General features: G+C 60.8%; 6 protein-coding genes. 3 read left to right on the top strand and 3 right to left on the bottom strand.

The features are described from left to right. Positions 1 to 844: 844 nt before the first annotated feature. From D1222_RS15545 to hppD, 3 genes are all read right to left on the bottom strand, one after another. A complete protein-coding gene (locus tag D1222_RS15545; protein ID WP_233348827.1) occupies positions 845 to 2,623 on the bottom strand; it encodes a tetratricopeptide repeat protein in 1,779 nt (592 codons plus the stop codon). Positions 2,624 to 2,763: 140 nt separating this feature from the next. Continuing rightward, positions 2,764 to 3,321: a VOC family protein gene (locus D1222_RS15540; protein ID WP_119455156.1), complete on the bottom strand. Its 558-nt coding sequence runs from the start codon at positions 3,319 to 3,321 to the stop codon at positions 2,764 to 2,766. Continuing rightward, positions 3,321 to 4,427 carry a 4-hydroxyphenylpyruvate dioxygenase gene (gene hppD, locus D1222_RS15535; RefSeq protein WP_119455155.1) on the bottom strand — a complete coding sequence of 369 codons (1,107 nt, stop codon included), beginning with the start codon at positions 4,425 to 4,427 and terminating at the stop codon, positions 3,321 to 3,323. Before hppD ends, D1222_RS15540 begins: the two co-directional genes overlap by 1 nt. A gap of 94 nt (positions 4,428 to 4,521) precedes the next feature. Between hppD and D1222_RS15530 the strand changes: the two genes are divergently transcribed. From D1222_RS15530 to D1222_RS15520, 3 genes are all read left to right on the top strand, one after another. Continuing rightward, on the top strand, positions 4,522 to 5,001 hold the full coding sequence (locus D1222_RS15530) for a MarR family winged helix-turn-helix transcriptional regulator (protein ID WP_119455154.1): 480 nt from the start codon (positions 4,522 to 4,524) through the stop codon (positions 4,999 to 5,001). A 47-nt stretch (positions 5,002 to 5,048) separates the two neighbouring features. Further along, the gene (locus D1222_RS15525) at positions 5,049 to 6,122 is read left to right on the top strand and encodes a DUF3137 domain-containing protein (protein ID WP_119455153.1); all 1,074 of its coding nucleotides are present in this window, start codon (positions 5,049 to 5,051) and stop codon (positions 6,120 to 6,122) included. A gap of 135 nt (positions 6,123 to 6,257) precedes the next feature. Then, positions 6,258 to 7,790, top strand: coding sequence for an exopolysaccharide biosynthesis polyprenyl glycosylphosphotransferase (locus D1222_RS15520; RefSeq protein WP_182482018.1), 1,533 nt, complete (start codon positions 6,258 to 6,260; stop codon positions 7,788 to 7,790). The last annotated feature ends 1 nt before the right edge of the window (position 7,791 follow it).

Below are 7,791 nucleotides of genomic sequence, written 5' to 3'. Positions count from 1 at the left end.
AGGACAGCCTGCGCAGCACTGATTACCCCACATGACGCCGACCACATGGCAGGGACGTTACACCCCGCCCGCAGTACCGGTCACCTTCGCACTCCGTTCATGGGCAGCATTTGCCGCGCATGAGCCCTCCCGCCTCAGCCTACGCGCGCCGGGGTCTGTACCAGCACGTGCAGCTTTGATGAGAACCAACACCTTCCGGTCGGTCCGGACCGCCCTGTCTGGTGATGGGAGGCGTGGAATATGGATCAGGTTTGCGAGGGTGGGGACGGATTTGTTTTGTCCCACAGCCCCCTTCGACCTGCTTCGCAGGCCACTTCCCCCGCATGCGGGGGAAGTGCCCGGCAGGGCGGAGGGGGGCTTGTTGTGGGCGATTCACTCCGGAGATACCTGCGTATGCAGGTATCCATAATGGTCCCTCAAGCTGGGACATGAGGGTGCAAGCGAAGCACCATGGACCCCTGCCTTCGCAGGGGTTTTCGGGAAGGTTGAGTGAGCCCTTTTGCGGGAGGGGTCGCCGCCAGCAATCATGCGTCACGCTCGACCGCGGGACGCGGTCTGAGCGTCCATCTTCTGACTTGAGAGGATGCGCAGAGCGGCGATGGTGGGAGATGGACCCTCAGACGGGCTTTGCCCGTCGAGGGTGACGCGTATCTCGAGGGGCACGTATAAAATTGCGCGCCGCTTGCCGGAGATACCTGCGCAGGCAGGTATCCATAATGGTCCCTCAAGCTGAGACATGACGTGTCAGACGAAGCAACATCGACCCCTGCCCCTCATCCTGAGCCTGTCGAAGGACGCAGGGGATTTCGGAATGGAGTGCCAATGCATCTCTGCCAGGCGTCAATCAAAGGTCTGCCATTGAGGGCGCATCCGCACCGCCTAGCCAGGCTTCTTTGAACAGGTGTCTCGCATAGGCTTCGGAGCGTTCATTCCCGCGTGCGGCGTAGGTTTCGGCAAGACCGAAGAGGGCGTAGGCGTTGTTTGGGGACTCGATGAGTGTCTTGAAGAATTCGCGTTCGGCGCGGTCGGTCTGGCCGTCCAGAAGCAAATAGGCGCCGAGCGATTGGCGGACGGGGTAGTACCACCAGGCGGGTTCGAAATAGGGAAGCTGTTCCTGCGCAGCGGCTGCGGATTCCAGGGCATCAATGGCCGCCGCATAGTCACCTTCGGCTGCAGCGATGCGACCCGCGAGCACATGAGCGGCGATATGGACGAGACCCGGCAGGGGCGCGCCGCGGGCGGCATAGGCATCGAAACCCTCTGCCTCTGGCAAGGCGCGAAGGGCGGCGAGTTCAGCGCGCGCTTCATCCAGCGCGCCCTGTCTTGCCAGAACGACGCCGCGGGCATGGTGCCAGGCCATCTGCGCGAACAGATGAGCCGATGACGGGGCTTCATAGGCCAGCACGTCGGTGTCGGCGCCAAATTGCAGGAGGGTGAACAGTTCAGCGGCGGCAACACGCTCCCCGAATGGGGACGAGGACGCCGGGTCTATGGTGACGATATTCGACAGCTTGTCTGCCATGGACAGCGCCGTCACAGCGTCGCCGCCAAGCTGGGCATTGGCGATCACGAAGTGGACATTGTGGGGGTAATAGACGGCGCCATAGAAGCCGCCATTCGCGCTCTCAGCGATGTAGGCCTCATCTGCAGCGATGGCGTCGATGTTGGCCTGAATGGCTTTTTTCCAGCGCCCCAGCCGCAGATAGATATGCGACGGCATGTGGACGATATGGCCGATGCCGAGATCCTGTGCGTGGAGCCTGTCAGCGAAGGCCTCAGCGCGGAACGGGTCTACCGAGGCTTCGGTGGCGTGGATGTAGAGATGGATCGGCGGGGCATAGTCCGGGTCGATCGCCAGAGCAGTATCGAGCAGTTCGAGCGTGCGGGCCGTCCTGCCCTTCGGGGTGCGTGCGCCAGCCTGCCAATAGTCCCAGGGCTGGGTGTCCATGTTCGCTTCGGCCGCCAGGGCGAGGATCAGCTTGTCATTGCCGTAGCGGCGCGAGACCACATCCATGCGGTCGGCATAGGCTTCGGCGTCTTCGCTGACCTCTCCGGCCTCATTCTGGCGATAACGTGTCGCCAGCGCAGAGATGAGGGCGGCTTCCCGCGCGGAGGTGGCTGAAACCAGCGCGGCGGCCTTTTCGGTCGCGACCCGTCCGGCCGCACCGCGTGCCGGGACGAAGGATGCGTTGATATTGCTGCCGAAGGCGAGCCCCTCTCCCCAGAAACACATTGCGCAATCGGGGTCGAGGCGCTGGGCCTCCCGGAAGGCGGCGATGGCTTCATTGTGGTTGAAGTTCGCCATGTGCGCGAGACCGGTGTCGAACCAGGTCTGGGCATCTTCGCTCGTTGTAGCGACCGGATAATGGAAGTGGGAGACCACCGCCTCTGGAAGCGGGAATGGCGCTTCGAAATCGAAACTGACCGCGGCTGGCGCGGCGATTGTTTCATCCTGACCCTGAGGGGGCTCGGTCTGTCCACTGCAGCGGCTCTGCGACAGGATGAGCGGGTCGATGAAGGCTGGCGTGGGCGCTTCGGTCTCGCTGCCATCCCCGGAGACGCACGAGGAGAGCGCGGACGCCCCGAGCGCCGCGCCGAGCAAATAGCTGCGTAGTGTGGCCATCACATCATCCCCCCGGAAACGCGTGCAGAATGCGTTATCGACCCGGCCAAGTCTACACCGCCATTGGCGGCCAGAATGCAAATGACCCGCCTGACAGGCGGGTCATTAGAAGGTCATCGGATGCGGGTGCATCAGGGATGTCAGGCCGTTTCACTGGCGATCTTCTCGTGCAGCCATGCCGCGTGGCGCGGGGCTTTCTTGGTCTGGGACCATTCGTCCAGCATGTCCTGCGCGACGGATTTCAGCTGTGCCATCTGGTCTGGCGTGCCGATATCGCAGGCGAGCTCCAGCCGGTGGCCGTTCGGGTCGAAGAAATAGATCGACTTGAAGATGCCGTGATGGGTCGGACCGACGACGTCGAGGCCCATTTCCTCAGCGCGCGCCTTGGCGTTCATGAGGTCGTCCATCGTCTCCACCTTAAAGGCGATGTGCTGGACCCATTCCGGCGTATTGCGGTCACGGTCCATGTCCGGCTTGGTCGGAAGCTCAAAGAAAGCGAGGACGTTGCCATTCCCCGCATCGAGGAAGACGTGCATGTAGGGGTCAGGCGCGCCGGTTGAGGGCACTTTGTCCTCTGCAATGGCGAGCTGGAAGTCCATGCCGAGCAGCTTGTTGTAGAACTCGACCGTCTCTTTCGCATCCTTGCAGCGATAGGCGACGTGGTGAACACCGCCGAGTTTTGGTGCAGCGGTAGCCATTACGCGTCCTCTTTCTCATCGACCTTCAGCGCGCCGCGCTTGATCTGGTCGCGTTCCATGCTTTCGAACAGGGCCTTGAAGTTGCCTTCGCCGAAACCCTGCTTGTAGTCACCCTTGCGCTGGATGAATTCGAAGAAGACAGGGCCGACTTGCGGCTCTGCGAAGATCTGGAAGAGGAGGCGTGGTTCGCCGCCTTCGGTCGTGCCGTCGAGGAGGAGACCGCGCGTCTTAAGCGCATTCTCGTCTTCGCCATGGCCCGGCAGGCGCTCAGAGAGCATCTCGTAATAGGTGTCTGGCGGAGGCGTCATCATCGGCACGCCGCGCGCTTTCAGCTTGTCATAGGCGGCGACGAGATCATCGCAGATGAGCGCGATGTGCTGGATGCCTTCGCCATTGTATTCGCGCAGGAATTCCTCGATCTGGCCTTTGCCGCCTTCGGCTTCCTCATTGAGCGGAATACGGATCTTGCCATCCGGCGCGGTCAGCGCCTGCGAGGTGAGACCGGTATATTCGCCCTTGATGTCGAAATAGCGGATTTCCTGGAAGTTGAAGAGCTTCTCATAAAAGTCAGCCCAGTATTTCATCCGGCCCTTATAGACGTTGTGGGTCAGGTGATCGACGAGCTTGAAGCCGCAGCCTTCGGGAAATTTCTCGACGCCCGGCAGGTATTCAAAATCGATGTCATAGATGGAGAGGCCGCCCTCACCGTCGTCGTAGCGGTCGATGAGATAGATGAGCGAGTGACCAATGCCGCGAATGGCTGGAAGCTTCAGCTCCATCGGGCCGGTTGGCACGTCGCATGGCTCTGCATCATTTGCGAGAAGGTGGTCATAAGCCGCTTTCGCGTTGCGGACGCGGAAGCCCATGCCACAGGCGCTCGGCCCATGTTCCTTGGCGAAATAATAGGCTGGGGAGCCTTTTTCGTAATTGGTGATGAGGTTGATGCCACCCTGGCGCCAGAGCTCAACATCCTTGGAGCGGTGCTTGGCGACCTTGGTGAAGCCCATGACTTCGAAAACGGGTTCGAGCTGGCCCTTCTCAGGCGCAGAAAATTCGATGAATTCAAAGCCGTCGAGGCCAGCTGGATTTTCAAACAGGTCTGCCATGTGCTTAACCTCCAAAAGTTGCGTTTGACTCGATAATAGTTTCATTTGCAACTAAATCAAGTTAACTCGCGCAAAGGTAGGACCTCGCTCGATCATGAATCACGATGCCGGTGACAAGCTTCGCCTCGACAACTTCCTGCCCTACAGGCTTTCAGTGCTGTCCAACGCGGTCTCGCGGAAGATTGCCGACATGTATGAGCGCGAGTTCGACATCTCGATCTGGCAGTGGCGCATCCTGGCGGTCCTTGGCGAGAGCGAGGGGATCACGTCGACAGAGGTCGCGGCACGCACGCTGATGGACAAGCCTGCCGTGAGCCGGGCGACTGCGAGCCTGATCGACCGGGGGCTGGTGACGCGGACATCAGATACGGCAGACCGACGGAAGTCAGCGCTCGGCCTCTCGACGGCAGGGCGCGAGGTGTATAATGCCGTCATTCCGCGCGCGCTCGCCTATGAGCAGGAATTGCTGGCGGCCCTCAGCCCGGAAGATGCAGAGGCGCTTCACAGCTTGCTAACCCGGCTGGCGCAAATAGCATCTCCGGAGCGCGATCTATGGGACAGGCGCGAGGACTGACGGGGCGCCTGGCGCGCCGTCTGCGCGAAGGTAATTGGGGGAAGTAGATGTCGAAATCGATGACGCTGGAGGATCACTTCACGCGCCTTCATCCGGTCCGCCCGGAGCATGAGGCCGCGCGCCTTCTCTGGCAGGAGCGCCTCGGGCCCGAGCTGTCAGCCAGGGAAGACGAGCGCAAGGCTGTCATCAATCGAGCGGTCATGCACACGGTCGCCACCGCGGCCTTTATCACTGCGCTCGTCTTTGCGGCCATCATCGCCTTCGGGTTCCAGACGATTTTCCCATTCGGCATCTTTGCCGGGATCGTTGCGACATTCATCGCCTGCGCGGCCGTCTGGATGCCTGTCTTCACGATGAAGTCGCAGACCAAGCAGCTGGTGGTCGGCGCCGCATGTGAGCCATTCGGCTTTACCTATCAGACGCTGCACCAGGACTTTTCCGGCGTCAGTAGCCTGCGCAGTCTTGGAAGCTGGGTAAATGCGAACAGGTCAGTCGTGTTCTCGAAGACGGACGACGCACCGACCCCGGCCTTTGACCGGCTGAAAGCGGTTGGCCTGATGCCGACCTATGACTCGCGCAAGTTCGAGGACCTGATCGAAGGTGTGCGCGCCGACGCAGCTTTCACAATGGTCGAGTGCAAGCTCACCCAGCAGCAGGGATCGGGCAAGAACCGGCGCACGGTGACCAAGTTTCAGGGCCTTTTGCTGAACATCGAATACCCTGACCGCTTCCTTGGACGCACACTGCTTGCCCGGGATGGCTGGTGGAGCTGGGGTCGAAAGAACGGCATGCAGGAAGTGCAGCTGGTGTCGAAGGAGCTGGAAGACGCTTTCACGGTCTATTCGACAGACCAGGTCGAAGCGCGCACCCTTTTGACGCCTGACCGGATGGAGCGGCTGATCGCGCTGGAACGCCACTTCAAGGGCTCCAAGCTTCGCGGCGTGTTCGAGGAAGGACACCTGACGATCGCGCTGGAAGCGAAAGATCAGTTCGAGGCTGGCTCTATCTTCAAGCCGCTGATGGATCCGGCGCGCTATATCGAAACGCTCACCGAGATTGGCCTGATCTGCGACCTGATCGACGGGTTCCTGACCCGCGAGTGGTACAAGGACAAGATCTGATCACGCATCGGTTTCACCCGGATGACCAGATTTTTCAGGCGTCTGACCAGATTAGTTGAAATTTGAAACATGCCGCAAAGGCGATATTGATGCTGTTCTGGCAGTAGATGATCTCAGTTGAATGAGACCGAGGCAATGGCCGAAGGACTATCCAGACTGGCCGAACCGGCCAACAGCAATCGACCTGATGAGACGGCTCACCTCGTTTCAACAGCGACGACGTCGCCGGCCGATCTTTCGGCGGGCGCGGCGCGCATCCAGCAACGCCATCACCCGATCAATCGCGAGCTTCTGCGCGCGGCCCTCAAAATCGTCGACTTTGCTGGGGCGGCCTTCATCGCCTGGTTCACACTATACCTGACAGGGCACAGCCTTCTTTATTCTCCAGTCAATCTGGTATTGCCGTTCGCGCTTATGCCTTTTGCGCTGCGCTGGGGCCTGAAGGCCAGCCAGTCCTATGCGCTGTCCTATGCCCGCCCCGTGACCGAGCATATGATCCGTGCAGCAATTGGCGCCGGATATGGTCTGGCGGCGCTCTGTGCGGCAACCGCCCTGCTCTACGGCGAGGATTATACGCGCTGGGTGATGGGCGCAGCGTACCTCACTTTCTGTGCAAGCATTGGCATTCACGCCCACTTCATCGTGCTGTTCAAGGTTCTGACCCGCAATGGCGCCCTATCTGAGAATGTCGTCCTTGTCGGGGCGACGCCAAATGCGCAGCGCCTTCTGTCGCGCAATGATGAGACGCGTGAGCTCAATATTGTCGGCGTGTTCGATGACCGGCTTTCGCGCGCGCCAAAGTCGATGGCGGGTGTGCCTGTGCTTGGCCGTCTCGACGACCTCATGAACTGGGAGCGGCTGCCCGATATCGACCGTATTGTTGTGACCGTGACGTCGGATGCGCGCCACCGGGTCCGTGAACTCATCGACCGTCTGCGCGTCCTGCCGCAGCGCGTTGTCCTGCTGCTCGATCTTGAAGGGTTCGACCCCGAAACGGAAAGCCTTGCAGAGATTGCGAGATCGCCTGCCGCCTATGTGTCTGGCGCGCCAGACGACAATCGCCGTGCGACCGTCAAGCGCGTTGCCGACATCGTGTTTGCGAGTTTGATGCTGGTCGCGTTCAGCCCAATCCTGCTGATTACGGCGATCGCCGTGAAACTGGAGAGCCCGGGGCCGATCCTGTTCCGTCAGCGCCGTCAGGGCTTCAACAATCAGGTCATCCGGGTCTGGAAGTTCCGCTCCATGCGCGACAATCCCGAGGCTGAAGAAAGAATGTCCCAGCAGACGGTGAGCGACGATGCACGGGTGACGCGCGTTGGCCGGATCATTCGCGCAACCTCGCTCGATGAACTTCCGCAGCTGATCAATGTGCTGCGCGGCGAGATGTCGATTGTTGGCCCGCGCCCGCACGCCATCGGCATGACGGCAGAGAATGACGAGGTTCAGGGCATTGTTGGCGACTATGCGCACCGCCACCGGGTGAAGCCGGGCATCACAGGCTGGGCGCAGGTCAACGGCTCTCGCGGCCCGGTCCATACGCGTGAGGAAGTGCGCGAACGTATCCGCCTCGACATGGAATATGTGAACCGTGCGTCTTTCTGGTTCGACGTGTTCATCATGGTGATCACCGCGCCTTGCCTGCTCGGTGACTTCAAGCGCCAGCGCTAGA

Origin of the sequence: Henriciella algicola (assembly GCF_003576245.1) — a bacterium.
Classification (GTDB): Bacteria; Pseudomonadota; Alphaproteobacteria; order Caulobacterales; family Hyphomonadaceae; genus Henriciella; species Henriciella algicola.
This window is presented reverse-complemented; position numbering and strand designations above follow the sequence as displayed.

What these genes read in the sequence shown, in the direction of transcription:
- D1222_RS15525 (WP_119455153.1), top strand. Translation starts at nt 5,049, where the DNA reads ATGTCGAAATCGATGACGCTGGAGGATCACTTCACGCGCCTTCATCCG.
- D1222_RS15520 (WP_182482018.1), top strand. Translation starts at nt 6,258, where the DNA reads ATGGCCGAAGGACTATCCAGACTGGCCGAACCGGCCAACAGCAATCGA.
- D1222_RS15545 (WP_233348827.1), bottom strand. Translation starts at nt 2,623, where the DNA reads ATGGCCACACTACGCAGCTATTTGCTCGGCGCGGCGCTCGGGGCGTCC.
- D1222_RS15530 (WP_119455154.1), top strand. Translation starts at nt 4,522, where the DNA reads ATGAATCACGATGCCGGTGACAAGCTTCGCCTCGACAACTTCCTGCCC.
- hppD (WP_119455155.1), bottom strand. Translation starts at nt 4,427, where the DNA reads ATGGCAGACCTGTTTGAAAATCCAGCTGGCCTCGACGGCTTTGAATTC.
- D1222_RS15540 (WP_119455156.1), bottom strand. Translation starts at nt 3,321, where the DNA reads ATGGCTACCGCTGCACCAAAACTCGGCGGTGTTCACCACGTCGCCTAT.